The organism is Bradyrhizobium sp. BLXBL-03 (assembly GCF_051853015.1).
In the GTDB taxonomy this organism is placed as follows: domain Bacteria; phylum Pseudomonadota; class Alphaproteobacteria; order Rhizobiales; family Xanthobacteraceae; genus Bradyrhizobium; species Bradyrhizobium manausense.
Genome location: NZ_CP182470.1, coordinates 6,085,929 through 6,107,297, shown reverse-complemented (window position 1 = coordinate 6,107,297; position 21,369 = coordinate 6,085,929). Strand labels below are relative to the sequence as shown.

The 21,369-nt window shown below is 65.6% G+C and carries 17 protein-coding genes; 7 read left to right on the top strand and 10 right to left on the bottom strand.

Going from position 1 to position 21,369, the window contains the following annotated elements; all coding sequences use genetic code 11:
• Nucleotides 1-236: 236 nt before the first annotated feature.
• Complete coding sequence (locus ACNJX9_RS29170) at nucleotides 237-419, bottom strand: hypothetical protein (protein ID WP_057753526.1); 183 nt, start codon at nucleotides 417-419, stop codon at nucleotides 237-239.
• On the opposite strand from ACNJX9_RS29170, the gene ACNJX9_RS29165 reads away from it, so the two are divergent.
• Nucleotides 418-3,525 (top strand): DEAD/DEAH box helicase, encoded by a 3,108-nt coding sequence (locus tag ACNJX9_RS29165; protein WP_439405444.1) that lies wholly within the window; start codon nucleotides 418-420, stop codon nucleotides 3,523-3,525. The two genes, ACNJX9_RS29170 and ACNJX9_RS29165, sit on opposite strands and share 2 nt — an antisense overlap.
• A 358-nt stretch (nucleotides 3,526-3,883) precedes the next feature.
• On the opposite strand, the gene ACNJX9_RS29160 is transcribed toward ACNJX9_RS29165, so the two are convergent.
• Nucleotides 3,884-4,285, bottom strand: coding sequence for a response regulator (locus tag ACNJX9_RS29160; protein WP_439405443.1), 402 nt, complete (start codon nucleotides 4,283-4,285; stop codon nucleotides 3,884-3,886).
• Between the two features lie 91 nt (nucleotides 4,286-4,376).
• On the opposite strand from ACNJX9_RS29160, the gene ACNJX9_RS29155 reads away from it, so the two are divergent.
• From ACNJX9_RS29155 to ACNJX9_RS29140, 4 genes are all read left to right on the top strand, one after another.
• The gene (locus ACNJX9_RS29155) at nucleotides 4,377-5,384 is read left to right on the top strand and encodes a chemotaxis protein CheB (RefSeq protein WP_439405442.1); all 1,008 of its coding nucleotides are present in this window, start codon (nucleotides 4,377-4,379) and stop codon (nucleotides 5,382-5,384) included.
• A gap of 8 nt (nucleotides 5,385-5,392) precedes the next feature.
• Entirely contained in the window at nucleotides 5,393-5,674 is a 282-nt protein-coding gene (locus ACNJX9_RS29150; RefSeq protein WP_439405441.1) for a hypothetical protein, read from the top strand.
• Between the two features lie 170 nt (nucleotides 5,675-5,844).
• A complete protein-coding gene (locus ACNJX9_RS29145) occupies nucleotides 5,845-9,012 on the top strand; it encodes a CheR family methyltransferase (protein WP_439405439.1) in 3,168 nt (1,055 codons plus the stop codon).
• Nucleotides 9,012-9,776 carry a Crp/Fnr family transcriptional regulator gene (locus ACNJX9_RS29140; RefSeq protein WP_439405438.1) on the top strand — a complete coding sequence of 255 codons (765 nt, stop codon included), beginning with the start codon at nucleotides 9,012-9,014 and terminating at the stop codon, nucleotides 9,774-9,776. Before ACNJX9_RS29145 ends, ACNJX9_RS29140 begins: the two co-directional genes overlap by 1 nt.
• 1 nt (nucleotide 9,777) lies before the next feature.
• Here ACNJX9_RS29140 and ACNJX9_RS29135 read toward each other — a convergent pair whose 3' ends face one another.
• From ACNJX9_RS29135 to ACNJX9_RS29115, 5 genes are all read right to left on the bottom strand, one after another.
• Nucleotides 9,778-10,923 (bottom strand): caspase family protein, encoded by a 1,146-nt coding sequence (locus ACNJX9_RS29135; RefSeq protein ID WP_439405436.1) that lies wholly within the window; start codon nucleotides 10,921-10,923, stop codon nucleotides 9,778-9,780.
• A 70-nt stretch (nucleotides 10,924-10,993) separates the two neighbouring features.
• Entirely contained in the window at nucleotides 10,994-12,142 is a 1,149-nt protein-coding gene (locus ACNJX9_RS29130) for an amidohydrolase (protein WP_057753859.1), read from the bottom strand.
• A 100-nt stretch (nucleotides 12,143-12,242) separates the two neighbouring features.
• A complete protein-coding gene (locus ACNJX9_RS29125) occupies nucleotides 12,243-13,331 on the bottom strand; it encodes a mandelate racemase/muconate lactonizing enzyme family protein (protein WP_057753509.1) in 1,089 nt (362 codons plus the stop codon).
• Nucleotides 13,332-13,374: 43 nt separating this feature from the next.
• Nucleotides 13,375-14,580 (bottom strand): M20/M25/M40 family metallo-hydrolase, encoded by a 1,206-nt coding sequence (locus ACNJX9_RS29120; protein ID WP_439405434.1) that lies wholly within the window; start codon nucleotides 14,578-14,580, stop codon nucleotides 13,375-13,377.
• Between the two features lie 133 nt (nucleotides 14,581-14,713).
• Nucleotides 14,714-15,961 carry an MFS transporter gene (locus ACNJX9_RS29115; RefSeq protein WP_439405432.1) on the bottom strand — a complete coding sequence of 416 codons (1,248 nt, stop codon included), beginning with the start codon at nucleotides 15,959-15,961 and terminating at the stop codon, nucleotides 14,714-14,716.
• Nucleotides 15,962-16,164: 203 nt separating this feature from the next.
• On the opposite strand from ACNJX9_RS29115, the gene ACNJX9_RS29110 reads away from it, so the two are divergent.
• Complete coding sequence (locus ACNJX9_RS29110) at nucleotides 16,165-16,662, top strand: GDSL-type esterase/lipase family protein (RefSeq protein ID WP_439405431.1); 498 nt, start codon at nucleotides 16,165-16,167, stop codon at nucleotides 16,660-16,662.
• Nucleotides 16,663-17,331: 669 nt separating this feature from the next.
• Nucleotides 17,332-17,565 (top strand): hypothetical protein, encoded by a 234-nt coding sequence (locus tag ACNJX9_RS29105; protein WP_439405430.1) that lies wholly within the window; start codon nucleotides 17,332-17,334, stop codon nucleotides 17,563-17,565.
• A gap of 224 nt (nucleotides 17,566-17,789) precedes the next feature.
• Here the strand turns inward: ACNJX9_RS29105 and ACNJX9_RS29100 are convergent, their stop codons facing one another.
• From ACNJX9_RS29100 to ACNJX9_RS29090, 3 genes are all read right to left on the bottom strand, one after another.
• Entirely contained in the window at nucleotides 17,790-19,292 is a 1,503-nt protein-coding gene (locus tag ACNJX9_RS29100; protein ID WP_439405429.1) for a CYTH and CHAD domain-containing protein, read from the bottom strand.
• A gap of 126 nt (nucleotides 19,293-19,418) precedes the next feature.
• Nucleotides 19,419-20,405, bottom strand: coding sequence for an alpha/beta hydrolase family protein (locus tag ACNJX9_RS29095; RefSeq protein ID WP_439405428.1), 987 nt, complete (start codon nucleotides 20,403-20,405; stop codon nucleotides 19,419-19,421).
• Between the two features lie 46 nt (nucleotides 20,406-20,451).
• Complete coding sequence (locus ACNJX9_RS29090) at nucleotides 20,452-21,369, bottom strand: GIN domain-containing protein (protein WP_439405426.1); 918 nt, start codon at nucleotides 21,367-21,369, stop codon at nucleotides 20,452-20,454.

Genomic DNA, 21,369 nt, shown 5'->3' with positions numbered 1-21,369 from the left:
CCTCGCGCATTGTGCGTTGGCCGGCGACCTCTGCGTCGCACGAGGTTTTTCGGAGAGGCGCATGTTCGTGCGCCCCATCCCATATGCATGACCATTCGCAACCGAATCATCATGAGCTCGGTGGCGCCTGGCATTGACGACTGCCCAAGACGACTGCCCAAGACGACGACCCAAGACGACTGCCTAAGACGACTGCCTAAGACGACTGCCTAAGACGAGAAACGGATTCACGTGCGTCATTCCAAGACATTGCGGCCCGCCAAGAACGCGGCAATCAAGAAAGCGGCAGTCAAGACTTCGCCCAGAAAGCGCGCGCTCGCAAACAGCCCGACAAGCAGGCGCCCGCCAGGCAAGGCTTCGCCGAAGCCGAGCAAGGGCGCGCAGCGCGCCACGATCTCCTCGTCGTCGCCGCTGGGCATGATGGCGCTGCATCTGCTGGCGCAGTGGAAAGAATCTGGCCGCAGCGGTCTTGTGTTCCTCGCCGAGAGCGAGAACAGGGCCGAGCGGCTTGGCAGCGTCATTCACGCGCTGGACCCGACTTGCGAGGTGCTGGTGTTTCCGCGGCTGAACACCCTGCCGTTCGATCAGTTGGAACCATCGCGCGAGATCGCGGGCCGCAGAGCCTCGGTGTTGCGGCGCCTGGCGAAAGCCAAACAGCCGATCTTTCTCATCTCCACGGCTGAAGCCGTGATGGAGCGCCTGCCGCCGCCGGCGAGCCTGTTGCGTCTGAACCTCAGCTTGAAGGTCGGCGGCCCCTTCTCCGAGAGCGAGCTTCGCGCCCGCCTGGAAGAGCTGGGCTACGATCTCGACGACGAGCCGGATTATCCGGGCGGCGCGCTGTTTCACGGCCAGACCTTCGAGATATTTCCCGCTGGCGCGCTGGGGCCGTTCCGGGTGGAGCATTCCGGGCGCACCATCAAGCGGATCGTGGCGTTCGACCCGCAACAGCACGACATCATCTTCGAGACAAAAGAGCTTCTCATCGATCCCATGTCGGAACGAACGGCCCTGTCAGGCGCGCGCGCCAGGCGTGCGACGCTGTTCGACTATTGCGGCAAGGCCAGGTGGATCGCGGATGCCGGCGTGCCTGATCATGCCGGTGCCTGGCTGAGCACGATCGAGGAGGCCGCAGGCCGCGCTGACAGGGAGCGCGAATATCTCGGGCGAAGCGACTGGAAGCAGGCGACCCGCGGCACGAAGGTGCTGCCGCGCACCTCTCCGTTCCAGCCGACGCCGGAATTCTCAAAGCTGTCGTCCGCCAGGAAAGCCCTGCGCGCCTACGTCGAAGAGACCAGGCGCGCCGGCTCGCGCTTCATCTTCGTCGCCGCGCAAGAGGAGGATCTGCGCGTGATGGAGCGGATGAGCGGTGTCAAGACGGAGCGCATCGCCGATTGGGCGGAGGCCGAGGGCGCGCGCCATCGCGACGTGGCGCTGCTCGCCGATCTCGATGGCGGCTTCGTCATGCCGGGCAAGAAGCCTGCCGTGGTTCTGACCGCGACCGACGTGCTCGGCAGCCGCGCGCATCATCCGCAACCGATGGCGCGAAGCTGGAGCGCGGCGTTCGATCATGCTGACGTGCCGGAGCAGGGCACGGTGGTCGTGCATCTCCAGCGCGGCATCGGCGTGCTCGACGGCTTGCAGACCGTCAACACCGGCGGCGGCGCCATGCGCGAGATGGTCCGCTTGTCCTTCGCCGGCGATAACGCGGTCCTGGTGCCGCCGCCCGATCTGGCGCTGATGTGGCCGTATTCCACCGAGCGCGGCAAGCTCGCGCTCGACAAGGCCGACGGCAGCACATGGTGGGCGCGCCGCAGCGCGGCCGAGCAGGAGATCCAGGCCGCCGGCAAGGTGCTTGCCAAGCACATCAGCCAGCGCAAGCGACGCAAGGCGGCAAAGCTGGTGCCGCCGGGGGCGCCTTACGAAAAATTCGTCGCGCGCTTTCCCTACTTCACCACCATCGATCAGGCCAAGGCGATCCACGACGTGCTGGACGACCTCGCCTCCGGCCATCCCATGGACCGCGTGATCTGCGGCGACGTCGGCTTCGGCAAGACCGAGGTGGCGCTGCGCGCGGCGGCGGCCGTGGTGCTCTCGGGCAAGCAGGTCGCGATCGCGGTGCCGACCACCGTGCTCGCGCGGCAGCACGTTGCGACCTTCCGCAAGCGCTTTGCGCCTGTTGATATCGAAGTCGGCAGCCTGTCGCGCGCCACCTCGGGCGCGGAGGTCAGGGAGACCAGGGAGGGCCTGCGCAGCGGCCGGATCAAGGTCGTGGTCGGCACGCAGGCGCTGACGTCGAAGGACGTGAAGTTCGATGATCTCGGCCTCGTCATCATCGACGAGGAGCAGCATTTCGGCGCTGCCGAGAAGGCAAAGTTGTCGGGGCTGGCCAGGAACGCCCATACGCTCTGGATGAGCGCGACGCCGATCCCGCGCACGCTCGCGGCCGGCCTTGCCGGTTTCAGGGACCTCAGCGTCATTGCCTCGCCGCCGGTGCATCGCTTGCCGGTCGCGACCAAGATCGCGCCGCTGTCGGATGCTGCCATCGCCTCGGCGTTGCTGCGCGAGCAGCGGCGGCACGGGCAGAGCTTCTTGATCTGCCCGCGCATCCAGGATCTGGAGCCGATGCTGGCCCGGGTGCAGGCGGTCGCGCCCGATCTGAAGATCGTCTGCCTGCACGGCAAACTGCCGGCCGACGAGATCGACGAGCGCATGATGACCTTCGTCGAGGGCAAGGCCGACGTGCTGCTGGCCACCAACATCGTCGAGAGCGGTCTCGACATCCCGCGGGCCAACACCATCGTGGTGTGCTGGCCGGAGAATTTCGGTCTGGCCCAGCTGCACCAGCTGCGCGGACGTGTGGGGCGCGGCGGCATCCGCGCCTTCGCCTATCTCCTGACCGAGTCGGCCTCGGGGCAATCAGAAAAGCGGCTCGCGGTGCTGGAGGAGTTCAGCCGTCCGGGCGCCGGCTTTGCCATCAGCGAGCGCGACCTTGATCTGCGCGGCGCGGGCGACCTGTTCTCGGAGCAGCAGTCCGGCCACGTCCAGGTGTTCGGCCCGGTGCTTTACAGCCACCTTCTGAAGATGGCCTCGGAGAAGGTCGACGACGGCATGTCCGTGGTGTGGGTGCCCGATCTCAACCTGCCGATCGCGGATATGCTGCCTCCGAGCTACGTGCAATCGGCGCCGGTGCGGCTCGAACTCTATGCCCGCGCCGCGCGCTGCGCCAGCGAGGACGATCTCGACGATCTCGAAGAGGAAACCTCGCGCCGCTTCGGACCCTTGCCGCAGGCCGCCCGCGATTTCTTTGCAGCGGCGCGGCTGCGGCTGGACTGCAAGCGCCGAGGCATCATTCGCCTCGACGTCGGGCAAAGCGCGGTGGCCGCGACGTTCCTGCCGGGACGACTGCGCAAGTCCAAGGGCAAATCGCTGCAGCGCGACGGCGATCGCGTCGTCTATCACAGCCCGATGCGCGATGCCCCGTTCGAGCGGGTCGAGGAGCTGCTGGAACTTCTCGACGAGGCTTGATCGCGCAGCGCAGGTCGGCGTTATGTCTTGCCGATTCACATAGCCTAATGCGGAACGCATCCAGACTCTCCAAAATCGTTGCGGGAACGGGGCTACGACGGCAATGGATCGCGTCGAAAAGGTTTTCGTCGGGACGGCGATCACGGGCTTTCTCATTATGCTCGGGGCGATGATATGGATGATGTTGAGCTAGTGGCCAGAGCGACTCCGGTCCTGCGCGTCTTCCTGCCATATCTCGCCGTCTTCATCTGCGTCGTGGTCGCAGCGTGGCTGACCTGGAGCAGGCTGCTCTAGCCGGCTCGGAATTTCCTGCGCTTCAATTTGGCTGTCGCAAGTCGAGAGGGGCCGTCGAACCGCACTACGACATCCGGCGCGAGCCGATCAGTCCGCCGAGTCCGCGGATCATTGACGCGATGTCGATCGGCTTTTCCCAGAGCGCCACGTCCTGGAATTGAGGTGCGATGCTCACCGGGTCGTAGCCTGTCGTGAACACGAACGGCACCTGGCGTGTCCTGAGCTCTTGCGCAATGGGATAAACCATCTCGCTGCGAAGGTTCACGTCGAGCACAGCCCCGTCGACGATCGAGCCGTCGTGGAGGATGCGCAGCGCATCCTCCAGTTCGCCGACCGGTCCGGCGACGTCGGCGCCGGCCGATCGCAGGGCACGGCCGATATCGTCAGCGAGGTAATATTCGTCCTCGACGACGAGGACTCGGCGTCCCGACAGCGACCCGCGCTCATGCGACGACGTTGGCATCATCGGCAGGTTTCCTCCGCTGGCTCGAAAGAGATTGGAACATACGGCCAAGGGCCGCCTTGGTGCAAACGAAGCAGGAGATGGCGGGTTCCCGATGAGCAACCGCGACATCATTGTCATTGGGGGCTCGGCTGGCGCCACCGCCCCGTTGAAGCAGATCCTGGCCGGGCTTCCGCGCGAATTGCCGGCCGCCATCTTCATCGTGCTGCACATTCCGGCGCAGGGCATCGGCATCCTGTCGACCGTGGCCGCCGCTGCGGGGAGGCTGCCGGTTCATCAGGCGGTCGACGGGATGACCTTCGAGCGCGGCCATGTCTATCTGGCTGCACCCGACTACCACCTTCTGCTATCGGGAACGCACATCCAGCTTGGGCGTGGTCCGCGCGAGAACATGGTCCGTCCGGCGATCGACGCCCTGTTCCGCTCTGCGGCCGTGCACCACGGTCCCCGCGTCATCGGGATTGTCCTCAGCGGCCTGCTCTCGGACGGCGCTGCCGGGCTCCATGCCATCAAACGCTGCGGCGGAATGGCGCTGATCCAGGACCCCGCCGACGCGATTTCGCCGGAAATGCCGCAACGCGCGCTGGGGGCGACCATCGCCGATCTCTGCGTTCCGGCTGCAAGACTAGGTGATGTCCTGTCCGATCTCGCGCAGGAGCCGCCGGGGACCGCGGTGCCGGTGGCTCCCGACATCCGCCTGGAGGTCGAAATCGCGGCCGGCGAAAGAATCGGGGCAGAAAGTCTCACCAAGATTGCGGATCCTGCAGCACTGACCTGTCCGAGCTGCGGCGGGGTTCTATCCCTGTTGAAAGGTGGCAAGCCCATGCGCTTTCGCTGTCAGGTGGGCCATGCCTATACCGCCGACGCGCTCGCCAAGGAGCAGGAGGGAGAGGTTGACGAGGCACTGCGTGTGGCGCTGCGGATCATCGAAGAGCGCGCCGAGTTGGTGCAGCGCATGGCGGACGATGGAAGGCGCAGCGGTCGGCCCGCGGTCGCCGAGATGTACGATCTGCGCGCCGCCGAATATCGCGAATATGCCGACATGATCCGGCGGGTTGTGCTACAATCGTTCGATCCGGCGATCCGCCCGCGAGAGACGTAAGGCGCGACATGGCCATCTCCCTTGCCGACCGGACCGAGCAACTCCACGCCGAGCAGCGCCTTCTCGTGAAGGCGGATGCCGACATCAACGAAGGTTGGCTGCGGATTCGCAACCAGGAGGATCTGGTGCGCGAGCTGCGGGCCGGGGGGCACGACTCGCGCCAGGCGGAACGACTGGTCGAGCTATTGAAGCAGACCCTCGTCGAATGGGAGCGGCACCGCACCCTGGTCGTCCAGCGGGTCAACTACCTCCAAAGTGAGATCGATTCCGCGCCACATCCGGCCCGCTGACCGCCACGATTTTCGGGGTAGCCGATCAGCCTCTCCCCTTGTTCTATGATCCCCAGCTCCACGCGGAACACGAAGCTATTTCCGCCATTTGGCTGTTGGGATAGGCTGATTTTCTGGTATCTGCTGGCGGCTGAATTGCTTGGATCCCGCGAACGAGAGTAACGGCCATCATGGATGAAGTTGCCACTGCGCCGGGTGATGGGGAGCGCCAGGGCAAGGCGCCGCTGATCATCGGGGTTGGTGCCTCCGCCGGCGCCATCGACAGCATCGAGCGCTTCTTCGCAAAGCTTGCTCTTGGGGACGACCAGACCGTCGTGCTCGTGCTTCAGCACCGCGAGGCGTTCTCGGACGGGCGGCTCGCGGCTCTCATTCAGCGCGCCGAGGGAGCCCGGCTCTCGGAGCCGCGGGATGGGGCGCCAATCGAGGGCGGGACGATCTATCTCAATCCCGCTGCCATGATCACCACGATCCAGGGCGGTCGTTTTGCCGTGCGCAGGGCGGAGCAGGGGCCCGGCGAGCGGGCGACCATCGACAGCTTCTTGGTATCGCTCGCGGAGGAGCGCGCCGAGCAATCCATTGGCGTGCTGCTGAACGGCACCGACGGCGATGGTACGCTGGGAGCGGCCACCCTGAAGGACCATGGCGGCCTGGCGATCGCCGAAAAAGTGGCCGATGACGATTCCGAGCATCTCGTCGACAGCAACGGACCAGCCGCTATCGCCGATTATGTGCTTTCTCCGGAAGACATTCCGGAGCATATCCAGGTCTATGCGCGCCATCTGCGTCGTCTCGAGGAAAAGCAGGGCTTTGACGAGGTGCTGGCCGCCGCGGCGACGTCGCTGTCGCGCATCGCCGACATTCTGCGCAACAAGACCGGCAACGATTTCCACGGCTACAAGCAGAACACCTTCCTGCGGCGCGTCCAGCGCCGCATGCAGGTGGTGCAGATCGAGGAGATCGCCAGCTATGTCGATTTCCTCCGGAACGACAAGGACGAGGCCCAGAACCTTTTCAACGATCTCCTGATCGGCGTCACCGAGTTTTTTCGCGACAAGCGGGAGTTCGAGGTGCTCGAGAGCCAGATCATCCCGAAGATCTTCGAGAACAAGGCAATGGGGCAGCAGGTTCGCGTCTGGGTGCTCGGTTGCGCCACCGGCGAAGAGGCCTATTCGATCGGCATCCTGCTGCGGGAGCATATGGCGACGCTGGACTCCGCCCCGCAGGTCCAGATCTTCGCGACCGACATCGACGGGCGGGCGCTCGCGACCGCGCGTGTCGGCCGCTACCGCACCAATATCGAGCATGACATGAGCGCCGAGCGCCTGGCGCGCTGGTTCGTGCGCGAGGGCGATACCTACTGCGTGGTCAAGGAGCTCAGGGAGATGTGCATCTTCTCCCAGCACAACGTGATCAAGGACGCGCCGTTCTCGAAACTCGACCTGGTGTCCTGTCGCAACCTCCTGATCTATCTCAACGCCGAGCTGCAGAATCGCGTCATCCCGCTGTTTCACTTTGCGCTGCTGCCTGAGCGCTATCTGTTTCTCGGCAATTCCGAGAACGTGACGCGGCATCCGAAACTGTTCGCGCCGGTCGATCGTCGCGCCCGTATCTTCAAGAAGCTGGATACCGGCACGCGGCTGCCGCCGGAGTTTCCGATCTCGACCACCGCGGGCCGCGTTCCGGTCGAGTTGCCCTCGGTTCGTTCGTTCGGCCCCGACGTCGGGCTGGAGCGCCGCGCCCAACGTATCGCCGAGCGCTACGCCCCGGCCTATGTGATCACGGACGACAACTTCCAGATCCTGCATTTTTCCGGTCGCACCGGCCGCTATATCGAGCCGACGGCGGGTGCAGCCTCGCTCGACCTGCTCCAGCTCGTGCACCGCGACCTCAGGCTGGAGCTCCGCACGGCGCTCAGCCGCGCGGCCGAGACCGGCGAATCCGCCCAGGCCGAGCAGGTCCAGCTCGGCGTCAACGGCCACCGTGTGCTCGTCGATATCGCCGTGGAGCCGATCCAGGATGGCCCGGACGGAGACCGCAGTTTCGTCGTGCTGTTCAAGGATGGACCGGCGCGCGGGCTGGAGGCAAGCGACAGCGGTTCGGGCAGTCTGGTGCGAACCGAGCATGTCGAGCGGCTTGAGAGCGATTTGCGCGCCACTCGCGAACGCCTCCAGGCGACCATCGAAGAGCTTGAAAGCACCAACGAGGAGCTGAAATCCTCCAACGAGGAGTATCAGTCGCTCAACGAGGAGCTGCAGTCGGCGAACGAAGAGCTCGAAACCTCGCGGGAGGAATTGCAGTCGGTCAATGAAGAGCTGACCACGGTCAATGGCGAACTCGCCCACCGCGTACAGGAGTTGACGCGCGCCACCAGCGATCTCAAGAATTTCCTCGAAAGCACGCAGATCGCGACCGTGTTCCTGGACAACGATCTGCGTGTGATGAACTTCACGCCGGCGATCACCCAGATCCTGCATCTGGTCGAGACCGATGTCGGCCGCCCGATCGCCCACATCAAGGCCCGTATTCCGATCGAAGAGCTCTACGACGATGTCCGTCGCGTGGCGCGCACGCTCGCCAGCGCCGAGCGCGAGCTGCCCGCGCCGGACAGCGGCACGCGCTATATCGTCCGAATCCTGCCCTATCGCAGCATCGACAATTTCATCGCCGGCGTGGTCGTCACCTTCATCGACGTCACCGCGATCACGCGCGCGGAGGAGCGGCAGCGGCTGCTGCTTGCCGAGTTGCAGCATCGCGTCCGCAACACACTCGGCGTAGTACGTTCGATCGCTCGCCGATCGGCCGAGACCAGCTCCACCGTTGAGGAGTATTCCGCGCATCTCGATGGCCGCCTGAATGCCTTTGCACGGACGCAGGCGCTGGTGACGCGCGATCCCGAAGGCGGTGTCGATCTCGAATACCTCGTCGTCGAGGAATTGCTTGCCTATAATGCCCGAGAGGGCGAGCAGATGCGCGTGTCCGGCCCCGCGGTTCGCTTCCAACCCAAGGCCGCAGAGACCTTTGCGCTGGCGATCCATGAGCTTGCGACCAACGCGCTCAAATACGGCGCGCTCGGCCACCCCTTGGGCCGCCTTGAAATCTCCTGGCGCATCGATGAAGCCGCCGACTCGCCGCGACTGCTGTTCGATTGGCGCGAGCGAGGCGGGCCGCCGGTCATTCAGCCGACGCGGAAAGGCTTTGGTGCGGAGCTCCTGGAGCGGACCCTGGCGTTCGACCTGAAGGGGCAGACGACGATGTCCTTCAATGCTTCAGGGTTTCAGTGCCAGATTGCAATTCCCCTGAGCAAACGAACCTTTCACACGCCTTCAATGGACGGCTGATGCGCTCCCAAGGCAACGAAGGAGGATTGGCACAGGCGGTCGTTCGCCGCCTCAACCTGTTGCGGCCGTTGTCGGAAAGCGCTGTTGCGGCACTCGAGCGAGCCATTTCCGAGGGCCTGTTCCGGGCCGGTCCGGGAGAGGATCTGGTCGCTGAAGGCGATCCGATCGACAGCGTCAGGGTGGTGCTCTCGGGCTGGCTGTTCCGGCACAAGACGCTCGAGGACGGTCGTCGCCAGATCGTCAATTTCATCCTGCCCGGCGAGACCTGCGACGCGCATGCCTACCTTTTGCCTGCCATCGACCATTCGATCTCGACGGCGACGTCGGTTGCCTATGCCGAGATCAAACGCCCCCACTTCGAGACCCTCATGGCAAGCGAGCGCACGCTTGCCGAAGCGTTCATGTGCGAGACCGTTCTGAACAATGCAATTCAGCGGGAATGGGCGATCAATCTCGGGCGGCGCGCGGCGCTGGAGAAGGTTGCCCACCTGTTTTGCGAAATCTACGAGCGGCTCCGGCCGGTCGGACATGCCGACGGCAATTCGTGCAGCTTTCCCGTGACCCAGATGGATCTGGCCGACGCGACCGGGCTTTCGGTTGTCCACCTCAACCGCACGGTCCAGGAGCTCAGGGCAGCCGGCCTGATCATCCTGCGAGAGCGGACGCTCACGATCCCGGATCTGGATGCGCTCAAGAGTGCGGCGCTGTTCTCGCCGGGATATCTGCAACTCTATCGCCAGTCCAAAGGCCCGAGCCCGCAGTAAGCTATTCGGTGCTGCGCTTCCACGCGCCGGTGCCCAGTTTGCCCGTGATCAGCGCCAGCGCGTCGTGAATCTCATAGGCACCGCCGTCGCTGTAGCCTGACAGGCCCCTGGTTGCGTGCAGGGTCCAGCGGCCGTTCGCGGCCGTGATCGTGCCTTCATGCGCACGCGCCGAGCGCTGCGGCTCGGCATGGAATCTGTAGGTGCCGTCGCCCATGATCTGCCAGATCCAGCGCGACTGGCCGCGGCCGCTCGACACCATGATCTCCCAGGTGCCGACCAGCGCCGGATCGATCACAGGCGACGTCGGTGCGGGGGACACCGCCGCCGGAAGCTGGCTTGGCGGCGGTGCTTGCCCGCTGCCATCAGCAGGCCGGCCGGCGAGATAGATCGCCTTGCGCGACAGCGAGCCATAGACGAACGGTTGCTGTGCGTTGCGCGTCGCCTCCATCACGTCGTCGCGGACGTTGCGGAACATGAAGCTGACCTCGACGCCCGGCGCCTCGATGTTGCGCAGCAGTGCCGCCGCAAACGGGCTGTTGCGCGCATCGCCATCGAGCGCCGTGGTGCCGTCGCGCGCGGCATAGGCGACGAGAACGTTGCCGACGGGCTCGATGCGGCCGAGCCCGCTCACGGGAGCGGCGCGCGTCGCGATCGACCTGTTCATCTTGGCCGCAAACGGATTGTTGCGGCAGGCGTCGAGAATGACGAGGCCGAGGCTCGTGGTGTTCGACACCTGCAACATCACGCTCTGCAGATTGATGGCTTCATTTGCCGCGTCCGTGTCCCGCTTCAGCTCGGCATCAACCGGGATCAGCCAGTTCTCGCCATTGATCTCCATGCCATGGCCGGCGAAATACACCGCCGCCATGTCGGCGCCGGCGGCCTCGCGCCCCAGCGCGATCAGGCCGCGCCGCATCTCGTCGAAGCTCGCATTCGTTGCCAGGGAGACCGTGAAGCCGAGCCGCCTCAGCGCCGCGGCGATGTCGCTGGCATCATTCGGCGGATTGAGCAGCGCGGGCACATTCCTGTAGGCGCCATTGCCGATGACGAGTGCGACGCGCTTTGCTTCAGCGGCTTCAGCCAAAGGCGCTACGTTCGCGAATGCTGACGCCGCAGCCAATCCTGAGACGAATTCGCGCCGGTTCATCCTGATCTCGCTGGATCGAATCCGTTTCGATCCTAGCGTATCCGGCGCAAGGGGGCCACGGGGCCGCCTCTCAGTTCGCCGCCAGCGCGGTCTTGGCGACTTCGGCCATCCAGCCCGATGCCACCGGGAGAATCGCGTCGTTGAAATCATAGCGCGGACCGTGCAGCTCGGCGCCGTCGCGCAGGGGCCCGTTGCCGATCCACACGAACGCGCCGGGCCGTTGCGCGAGGTAGTGGGCGAAATCCTCGCCGGCCATGCTCGGCGCGAGATCGCGCCGCACGGGCGCCCCCACCTTGTCCGCGGCCATGCGCGCAAGGCCCGCTTCCGCCGGCGAGTTGATCGTCACGCCGACCCCCATGACGATGTCGGGCGTGACCTTGACGTCAAAACTCGTGGCGATGCCGGCGCAGATCTCGGCAATCCGCGCCAGAATGATGTCCTTCACGGCATTGCGATGATGCCGCAGCGTGCCGCGGATCGTGACTTTCCCCGCGATCTGGTTGGGCGCAGTGCCGCCCTCGATGGTCGACAGCGAGAGCACGGCAGTGTCGAGCGGATCGATGCTGCGCGAGACGATTCCCTGCATCGCCACGATCAGATGGCCGGCGGCCATCACGGGATCGCGGGTGAGATGCGGCATGCCGGCGTGGCCCGCATGGCCCTCGATGGTGATGGTGACGCGTCCGCCCGAGGCCATGACCGCGCCGTCATGCACCGCGATGGTTCCGGCCTCGAGACCCGGCCAGTTGTGGAAGCCGAACACGCGCTGCATCGGGAAGCGCTCGAACAGCCCGGCCGCGACCATCGCGCGCGAGCCGCCAAACCCTTCCTCGGCCGGCTGGAAGATGAAATCGACGGTGCCGCTCCAGCTGGTGTCGGCGGCGAGCAGCGCGGCCGCGCCGAGCAGCGAGACGGTGTGCCCGTCATGGCCGCAGGCATGCATCACGCCCGGATGTTTCGAGGCGTAGCTGAGCCCCGTATCCTCGGTGATCGGCAGCGCGTCCATGTCCGCGCGCAGGCCGACGCGCCCCTCGGCCGATCCGCGCGTCAGCGTCGCGACGATGCCGTGGCCGCCGATGCCTGACACGAAGGGAATGCCGAGCTCGGTGAGCCGCTCCTGCACGAAGGCGGCGGTCGCCTTTTCCTGCAGGGATAGCTCGGGATGGGCATGCAGATGCTGGCGCCACGCGGTCAGTTTTTGATGCAGCTCGGGGGTCAAAATGCGGCTCTCTCTGATGGTGTCAGCTGTCACCACTCTAGTCGATTATCCGCACTTCGCATCAAGCCCGTTGGAATGCCTCGCGTGCAGCAACGCGTTCCTACGCCGCCAGCTTCGCCAGCCCGGTCCAGTCGAAGCCGATGCCGTGGCCCGGGCGGTCCGGCGCCAGCGCCTTGCCGTCCTCGAGCACCAGCGGATGCTCGATATATTTGTCCAGCCCGAAACCGTGCGCCTCGAGGTAGGAGCGGTTCGGGCAGGCCGCGAGCAGATGCACGGTGATGTCGTGCGCGCCGTGGCTGGTGACGGGCAAATTGAAGGCCTCCGCCAGCCGTGCGATCTTCATGAAGGCGGAAACGCCGCCGCAATTGGTGACGTCGGGTTCGGGATAGGACACCGCGCCTGCGACGATGTAGTTCTTGAACTCCCACAGCGAGCGCAGATTCTCGCCCGCCGCGATCGGCACGCCGCCGGCCTGCATGATGCGCGCGTGGCCTGCGACGTCGTCGGGAATGACAGGCTCCTCGAGCCAGGTGAGGTCGTAAGGCACCAAGGCGCGGGCGGCGCGGATCGCTTCCTCCACCGTCCATTTCATGTTGGCGTCCGCCATCAGCGCAAAGCCGTCGCCGAGATGCTGTCGCATCGCCGCGACGCGCGCGACGTCGGATTTGAGATCGGGCCGGCCCACCTTCATCTTGATGGCGCGAAAGCCCTTGGCGAGATTGCCGTCGGTCTGCTTGAGCAGCGCCTCGATCGAAAGATCGAGGTCGATGCCACCGGCGTAGCACGGCACGCGCGCATCGAAGCCGCCGAGCAGCCGGTACAGCGGCAAATTCGCGCGCCGCGCCTTCAGGTCCCAGAGCGCAATGTCCAGCGCGGACAGCGCCAGCACCGTCGGCCCGCCGCGCCCGCCATAATGCAGGCCCCACCAGGCGTGGTGCCAGATCGCCTCGGTGTCTTCGGCCTCGCGCCCACCGACCAGCGGCGGAATCTCGCGCTTGAGGATATCGGCGATAGCGCCGCCATTGCGGCCGACCGTGTAGGTGTAGCCGACACCCTCCGCGCCATCGGCATCGCGGATGCGGCAGGTGATCAGCTCGAACGCCGACATGTCGCCATGCGTGGAGTCGGACAGCGTGACGGGGAGGGGAATCCGGTAGAGTCCGGTCTCGATATCAGCGATGCGCGGCATGTGGCCTCCCTGTTTTTTAGGGTGGGTTACACCCTACAGACTTTCACCGCATCGTCGCCAGCTGCACGGCCAGCGCACAGGCCCGGTCGTATTCGTCCAGATTGATCCACTCGTCGATCGTGTGCGCCTCGTTCTGGCCGGCGCCGAACGTCACGGTCGGAATGCCGTGGCGGACCATCCAGTTGGCATCCAGGCCGCCATTGGCGGCGCGGACGTTGGGCGTGCCGCCGACGGCAGACACGGCCTCGATCGCGCGCTTCACCACCGGCAGGTTCTCCTTCATGCGGAACGGATAATAGTCGGTCTCGGCCTTGAACTTGACCTTGCCGGACTTGCCCTGCGCATTGGTCACCTTCTTGGCGGCCTTCTCGAACGCGGCCTTGTAGGCCTTGGTGATCTCCTTGAAGAATTTTCCGTCATGGCTGCGGCATTCGCCGCGCACATGCACATAGTCGGTGACGACATTGGTGGCATCGCCCGCGGGCCGGCCTTCGCCGCCGGTGACCGGGCCGACATTGCTGGTGCCCATCCGCGCGCTCGCACCCTTGCCCTTCACCACCTTGCCGAACCAGCCGCCGGCCTTCACCTCGGCGAGCGCCAGCGCCATGATCATGGTCGCGGAGATGCCGCGGTCCGGCGCGACGCCGGCATGCGAGGCGCGGCCGAAGATCTCGACGGTCCAGCGGTCGGCGCCGACAGCGCCGATCACGACATTGGAGGCCGAGCCGCCGTCATAGTTGAACGCCATCACCGGCGAGCCGAGCTCGTCCAGCTTGACGTGGCGCGCGCCATAGAGCCCGCTCTCCTCGCGCACGCAGAACAACAGCGTGATCGGCGGATGGTCGAGCTTCTGCTTCTCGAGCTCGGCCGCCAGGGTCACCAGCACGCCGCAGCCGCATCTGTTGTCGCCGCCGAGCGCGGTCCTGGCCTCGTTGACGATCTTGCGCCCCGATTTCTTCGGTTTGGCGCCGGCGCAGAGCGGCACCGTGTCCATATGGGTCATGAACATGATGCGCGGCTGGTTGTGCAGCGCGCCGCGGCCGGGCAGGTCGACGATGAGGTTGCCGGTTTCGGTCGGCACGGGAATGCGCGTGTTGGCGTCATCGAGCCGGATCGCCTTGGCAGGCACGCCGCTCTCCTTCAGCGCAGCGGTGAGCTCACGCCCGATCGCCGCCTCCTGTCCGGTGACGCCTTCCACGGAAAGGAAGCGCATGAGACGATCGGTGGCGGCTTTGGTGTCGACAGGCATGAAGCATTCCTTTAATGCGCGGACTATAGGGTGGGTTAGCCGAAGGCGTAACCCACCTCTGGCTTCCGCAGTGACAGAAGTGGTGGGTTACCCCAAGCAGATGCGCTTTGCGCATCTGCTGCGCTAACCCACCCTACGAACTCGCCGAGGTGTAAGTCAAAAAGATCATCACGCCGATGAACAGCATCGCGGCCATGAACAGCAGCACTGCCGGCAGTCCCGCGACCGCCGCGACGGCGCCTGACATCGACTGCATCAGCGCGGTGCCGAGGAAGAAGGCGAGGTTCACCGCCGCCAGCGCCTTGCCCGCGACTTGCGCGTCGACCAGCTGCCGGCACATGCCGAACAGCAGCGGCTGCGCCGAGGTCGCTAGCCCGATCAGCACGAACAGCACGAGATCATATTGCGGCGGCATGACCTCAACGCCGAACAGCCATGCCACCGCATGATGCGGCGCGCCGAGCGCCATCAGCGCCACCAGCGTCGCCGCGAGACTGTGCGTGCCGGCCACCAGCTCGCGGCGGCGGCCGACCTTGCGGTCGAGCATGCCCATCAGCAGGGGACCCGCGATCATCGCCAGCGTGTAGGCGCCGAGCTGGTTGCCGGCCTCGACCCGCGACAGGCCCTTGACCTGCATCAGCCACGGCCCGCCCCACAATCCGCGCAGCACCAGCGAGGTCGCGAGCGACACCAGCGCCAGCGCGATCAATCCGCGCAACGGCCGCGACAGACCGAGCCTGAGCACCTCGATCATCTGCGCCAGCGCCGACGAATCGTCCTTGTGCTCGGCCGGCTGGTTCGGCACCAGCACCAACACCGCGAGCGCCACCGCGATGCCGCCGGCTGCGGCGATCCAGAACCCGGCGCGCCACCCGTAAGTGTCGACCACGAAGGCGAGCGGGCTCGCCGACAGCAGCATGCCGATATTGCCGATCGACAGGATCGCGCCCGACCACAGCCCGAAGCGCGCCGCCGACAATTGCTTGGCAGCCAGCGTCATCGGGCACATCAGCATGCCCGACGTGGCGACGCCCAGCAGCAATTGCCCGAACGCAAAACTCTCAGGTCCTGTCGCCAAGCCCGACGCGATCGCGCCGAACACGGTTCCCGCAAGCAGGCTCAGCGACACCGGCCGCACGCCAAAACGGTCCATCGCCGCGCCCACCGGGATCTGCGAGGCCGCAAACGCAAAATGATAGACCGAGGTGAGGCTCGCCAGCGCCTGCGGTTGCACATGAAAATCCGCCGCCATCAGATCGAGGCTGAGCGCGGGAATGGTGCGCAGCAGCGTGGACAGCATGTGCCCGCAGGCCAGCGCCACCAGCGCAAAGATCAGCGCGCGAGTGCCGTGCCCCGCGTCGTCATTGGCAATCGCATCCATCAGCGTCCCGTCCCGGCAAGGTTTTTGTCGGGTTACATGATCGGAGAGGGCATGCCAATGCCGCGAGGGGGCAGCTTATCGCATGGCCCGCCAGCGGTGGCGGCACGACGCTCCGGCGCCGCGCTCGATTGGAGCGTGCGCGTGATGCCGTAATCGATGATAAGCATGTGGCGGGAATATCATCTCGATCAGGGGGCGCAAAAATGATCGCAAGGCTCGGACGAATCGTTCTTCTCGGTGCATTCGCGGCGTTCGCCATGTTTGGCACCGCTCACGCTGCAACCGTCGTCGCCCTTGGCGCCAGCAACACGTTTGGCAAGGGCGTCTCGCGCAGCCAGGCTTATCCCGCACAGCTGGAAGCGCTGCTCCGTGCGAGAGGGCTTAACGTCCGCGTCGTCAATGCCGGCATCAACGGTGACACCACGGGAGGCATGCTGGCCCGGCTCGATCGCGTCGTTCCCAAGGGAACGAGCGTGGTGATCCTCCAGCCCGGCGGAAACGACCGGAGAAAGCTGGCCGCCGACAACACGCCCGAAATCCAGAGCCGGCTCGGCGCGATGGGAGTCAAGGTGGTCATGCTGCCGAACGGGATGCTGCACGGACTGCCGCATCAACCCGACGGGCAGCATCTCACGCCCGAGGGCTATCACATGCTGGCCGAGCAGCTGGCCGGCCAAGTCGCCGCGGCGCTCGGCAAATAGCGTTGGATCGTCTGTTGAGATCAGGGAGCTCAAGTCGGAACGGCCAGGCTGTTCGACTTGAGCGAAGCTCGGCTCGTTGCCGGTCGTCGCCGTTCAAGGCTTCGGAGCCGCTTGCATCTCGTGCCCCGGGCTGAAGCTGGATGCTCCCGGCTGCCCGGAGGGCGGGCTTGACGTTGCCGCCTGCATCTCATGTCCCGGGCTGAAGCTGGATGCGCCCGGCTGCCCGGAGGGCGGGCTTGACGTTGCCGCCTGCATCTCGTGTCCCGGGCTGAAGCTGGATGCGCCCGGATGCCCGGAGGGCGTGCTTGAAGTCGCCGCTTGCATCTCGTGCCCCGGGCTGAAACTGGATGCCCCGGGATGCCCGGACGGCGGGCTTGAAGTTGCCGCCTTCATTTCGTGTCCTGGGCTGAAGCTGGATGCGCCGGGATGCCCGGCATGGCCTGGTGAACCGTGATGTCCGGTATGCGAGTGCGAGCTCGAAAACACCGCTGAAAACGCCGCCTGTATTGCGTGCCCCAGGTGTCCCGGGCTGAAGCCTGAAGCGCCGTGATTCGTTCCATGCGAGTGCGAGCTCGAAGACGCTGCTTGCATCGCGTGCCCTGGAGCTGACGCCGAACTGCCGTGGCCGACTCCTCCCCCTCCGCCATGCCCTGCACCCGCGCCGCCGCCATGTCCCCCACCCATGCCAACGCCGGCTCCGACGCCGCCGCCTCCGCCAACTCCCCCTCCGGCGCCGCCGCCACCACCACCGCCGCCACCCCCACCACCGCCGCCAGCGAGCAGCGGTCCAGACGTTGCGATCAACAAGGCCGGTATGGCGGTTACTGCAAGCAGCTTGGCGAGCTTCGTCACGATGATCTCCTCTTCGCCATCGAATGTTCCGCACAAAGGGTGATTGATTAAGGCGAGCAGGTGCGTACGCCATTTCTGGCGCGGACTGTTACCCGAACGGCACATATTTCACTCCGTTCAGGAGTGCTCGGGGCATTGCTCTCCTCCGGCGAGCATTGCGCACAGGTAAAGCAGGCGGCGAGGGGCCCGCAGGTACCTCCTGATCGTGGGGGGCCGGTGATTCTCTTTGGCCGCGCGTTAACGTGAGCGCGGCGCAATGACGTCATCTCCCGAAATCATTTGCCCGGCGCGATGCGCAGCCGGTGCAATCGATGCAGCTCCTTTGCGGCATCCTGCATCAGCCCGCGTGCCGCCTCGCGTTCCTGGCCGACGATGAAGCCCGATGCGAAAGCCTGGGCGCGGCGGTTCGCCGGCGGGGCGTTCAGCGCGGCGTCTGTTGCCAGCTCGCGATGCGCCATGAAGTCGTTGAGCGATCCCAGCGCGGATTGAATCCGCTTCAGCCGGGACGAAAGATCTGCGAGCTGGTTCTGGTCGCGCTCGCGGTAGAGGCTCCCGAAGAAATCGATGCCATAGCGGATCTTCTTGATTCTGATGCGCAGCTTGTGGCGCTGGTCCGGAGCGAGCTCGCCGAGCCGTTTGCCCTGCTTGCGCGCCTTGTCGATGCGCCGGCCAAGCACCTGGGCCGCGTAGGCAGGGATCCCCGGGTCATCATCGGGACGTTGGCGCAGCGTTTCGATCCATTCGAGCACGTCGATCAGCAGGCGGCGGTAGCGCGCCGACCCAACCGCCTCGCCGGCGCGGCTGAACGCCGCGTTCCGCTCTGCGGAGAACCTGTCGCGAAGCGCGCGTGCGCCTCGCTTGGGGACACCCCGATCGGCGATCGGTCGAACGCTCTCGTTGACGAACACGTCGATCTCGCGTGCCGGCGCAAGCTCGCCTGTGAGCCATTTGAGCTCGGCCTTGATCCGCGCCGTCTGCGCGCGCGGCAGGACATCGGCAAACAGCGAGATCGCCGCCCGCAGCCGCCGCAGGCCCACCCGCATCTGGTGGACCCCTTCCGAGTCCATCTTCCGCACCGGATCGGCATTCGCCGTAATCTGTCGCAGCGTCGAATGCGCGATGGCCCGGAATGCATCGAGGGCCGACATCGCGTGATCGAGCCGGATCGGCTCGGCATGTTGTGCGCCGTCGCGCACGCCCGTGGCAAGCCGGTAACCCCGCTCGGCCTTCGAACGCAGATCGAGCTCGGCGCCGGTTTTGCGCGCGATGGTTCGCGCCATCTGGAACAGATCGCCGACACGGCCGGATTTTAGTTCCAGCTCGAGCTCGGCGATCGGCTGCGCGCGGCGTCTGGCGCCGATGCGGCCGCGGTCGACCGCAAGCTCGATCCGGCTGTTTCTGACACGGCGCGCCTGCGCGACGCGATGAACAATCGTTTGAAAAACCGGCCTCAGCTTGCGAGAAAGCTTCTTGCTCGCGAGCCTGTCGAGCGGCGTATCCCTGCTCTTCTCGAGATCGGGCTTTTCGCCGGCGACGTCCTGTTCCCATTCGCCGCGGGTTACGCCTCCCGCTCCGCCTGCCTTGACGGTCTGGATGAAGTGGTCCTCGATCTTGCGCACCCGAAGCGTGAGGCCGTGCCGCCGCAGCTTGTGCTTGCTCGTGTCGTAATAGGTCGAAACGAGCGTCTTCTCCGACCGGTCGCTGCGTCGGCCGCCGCGCAGGACCGACGCCAATTTTCGGGGCGCAACGCGGAATTTCAGTTCCGTTTCGGCATTCATCGGGCATGCCTCCGTTGCGGGATTCAAAGTGGCGCAACAACGAGAAGTTCCGAAAAACGCAGGGCAATGGCATATGGATTTCACGAGGATTGGTTCATCTCGGTGCCATCCCGGTCTCGATGCACCTCACTCGGCCGGAGGAACCAACCATTTTCGGAAGAATGCGAGCACGTCGGCGTTGAACTCGGCATGGAATGCCCCGCGGTCGAAGCCGGGCGCATCCGCGCAGAGTTCGGGCCGCTCTTGGACCAGCGCCGGCGGACACAGGAAGAACGCGAAATGCCCGGCGTTCGGAACGACGCGATATTCGTGTCGGGCCGGAAGGTTTGCGTCCACACCGGCGACATCGTGGGGCAGCACGCCGTCTCCACCGCGTTCCGATGCCCAGAGTTGAACCGGCGCCTTGAGAGGGGCCAAACTCTCGGCAGAGAAGAAGATGGCCAGAGGATCGGCGAGCACCGCGGCCTTGATCCGCGGATCGTGCGTGAGGGGCTCCGACGGGTATGTCCTGCCGAGGATCTGCTGGCAGAACAGCGTCTGCCCTCGGCGGCAATAGTTCGTGGCCGCTCCGGTCCAATCCGGATCGGCGCCGAGCAGCACAAGTCCGGTATAGCCGCCGCGCGAGAAGCCGAAGAAGCCGATTCTGTCTTGATCGATTTTCGCTGCGAACGGCGATGTCCCGATCATGAAGTCGATCAGGCGCTTGATGTCGGTGGGCCGCTCGACGAAGACCGAGAGATCGCCGGAACGGCCTGGATCCAGCGCGGTATCGCCTGGGTGATTGACGGCTGCAACGACGAAGCCGCTGTCGGCGATCGCCTCGGCGGTGTCGCGATTGCCGAGAAACGAGGCGCGCCGTCCATGGGAAGCGGCGATCAGCGGCAGGTGGTCTCCTGCGAGCGGGCAATTCTTCACCCCTGGCAGGACGAAGACGCCGATACGAAGCTCTCCCGGCGGTTCGGCGCAGGGATACCAGACCACGCCGTGAATCGCCGGACCATCGGCGTCGGCGGGAATATCAATCGATCGCAGGCCGGCAGCCGGCGCCAACGTCGAATTGAGGCAGAAGGCGATGGCAGCGAGGAATCTGCAAGCGTTGACGGAAGCGGACATCGACGTCTCCTTCGTGTTGCGCAGGGCTGCTCGACTCGCGAAAATCCTACGGCACCCGCTTGATCTCGCCTGAGCCCGACACGTGCGAATTGACCCGCGCCACGGCGCCGTGCAGCTTCACGACGGCGCTGCCGGAGACCGAGATATCGGCATCCTGGCGTGGCGCGAGGTCGACGTCGCCGCTGCCGTGGATTTTCGCGCTGGCTTGTTCGGTGATCAGTCCGCCGAGATTGGCGCGGCTGGAGCCGGCGGAGTCGAGCGACACCTCGTGCGCCGTTCCGCTGGCGGTCATGGCGCTGCTGCCGCTCATGACAACGCGCAGCATGTCCTGCTTGGCATCGGCGAGCTTGAGCTTCGTGCTGCCCGACATGTTCGCGCTGGTTTTTTGCGCGATGAGCCGGCCGAAATCGGCTCGTGCCGAGCCGGCGGCATCGAACCATAATTCCTTGGCTTCGCCGCTTGCCGTCACAATGGCGCTGCCGTGCACGCTGACGCGCAGCACATCCTGCTTGATGTCGGAGAGGCTGAGTTCGCCCGAACCGTTCAGCGTCCAGGCCGTGACCGCAGGGCCGGAGAGCTGGACGACGAGATCGCTCGCCGGAAAGCAATCAACCAGGCGGTCCCACTCCACCGTGTCCCATTCCAGCGTGCCGTCGCGCAGGCGCACATGGCTGACCAGCTCGGCATCGCCGCTGACGCTGGCCTGTGGCTTCGGGCCGGGCTGATAATGCACATGCGCCGGAATTCTGATCTTGACGGCATCGCTGCCGGCCCAGGCGAGATCGACGGTGCGGCGCTCGCTTGCGCCGGCCGTTTTCGCCGCAGCACAGCTTCGCAACGTTCCTGCCCAGGATCGGTGGTCGCCGTCCATCCATTCCGTTGCCGAGGTCAGAACCGCGATGACCCCGCACGCCGCCGCAATGCCCAGCGACACCATTGCGGTCCCTAACAGACGTCTGCGCAT